The organism is Streptomyces sp. URMC 126, from assembly GCF_051386555.1.
Taxonomy (GTDB): domain Bacteria; phylum Actinomycetota; class Actinomycetes; order Streptomycetales; family Streptomycetaceae; genus Streptomyces.
Window position 1 is genome coordinate 1 of the sequence record NZ_JBPQTX010001216.1, and the last position, 245, is coordinate 245.

Below are 245 nucleotides of genomic sequence, written 5' to 3' on the forward strand. Positions count from 1 at the left end.
CTCCAGGCGCTCCTCCCAGCGGCGCAGCAGCGCCGGCGGGACCTTGCCCGTGCGAGCGGCCTCGTCGACCTCCGCCAGCCGCCGCGCGCGGTAGGCCGCCGCGTCGTAGGTCGGCAGCCCCGCGTTCTCCACCATCTCCACCGGCAGCTCGTGCAGCGCGGCGAGCGCGCGGCCCAGCGACGCGGCCAGCCCCGGCCCGGGCCGCAGCGCCTCGATCCGCAGCGGCCGGCCGGGCACCTCGCGGT

1 protein-coding gene is annotated in these 245 nt (G+C 80.4%); it reads right to left on the bottom strand.

The window, feature by feature from the left end:
- On the bottom strand, nucleotides 1-245 hold a 245-nt coding region (locus ACSNOK_RS35720; RefSeq protein WP_436784821.1), incomplete at both ends, for a hypothetical protein.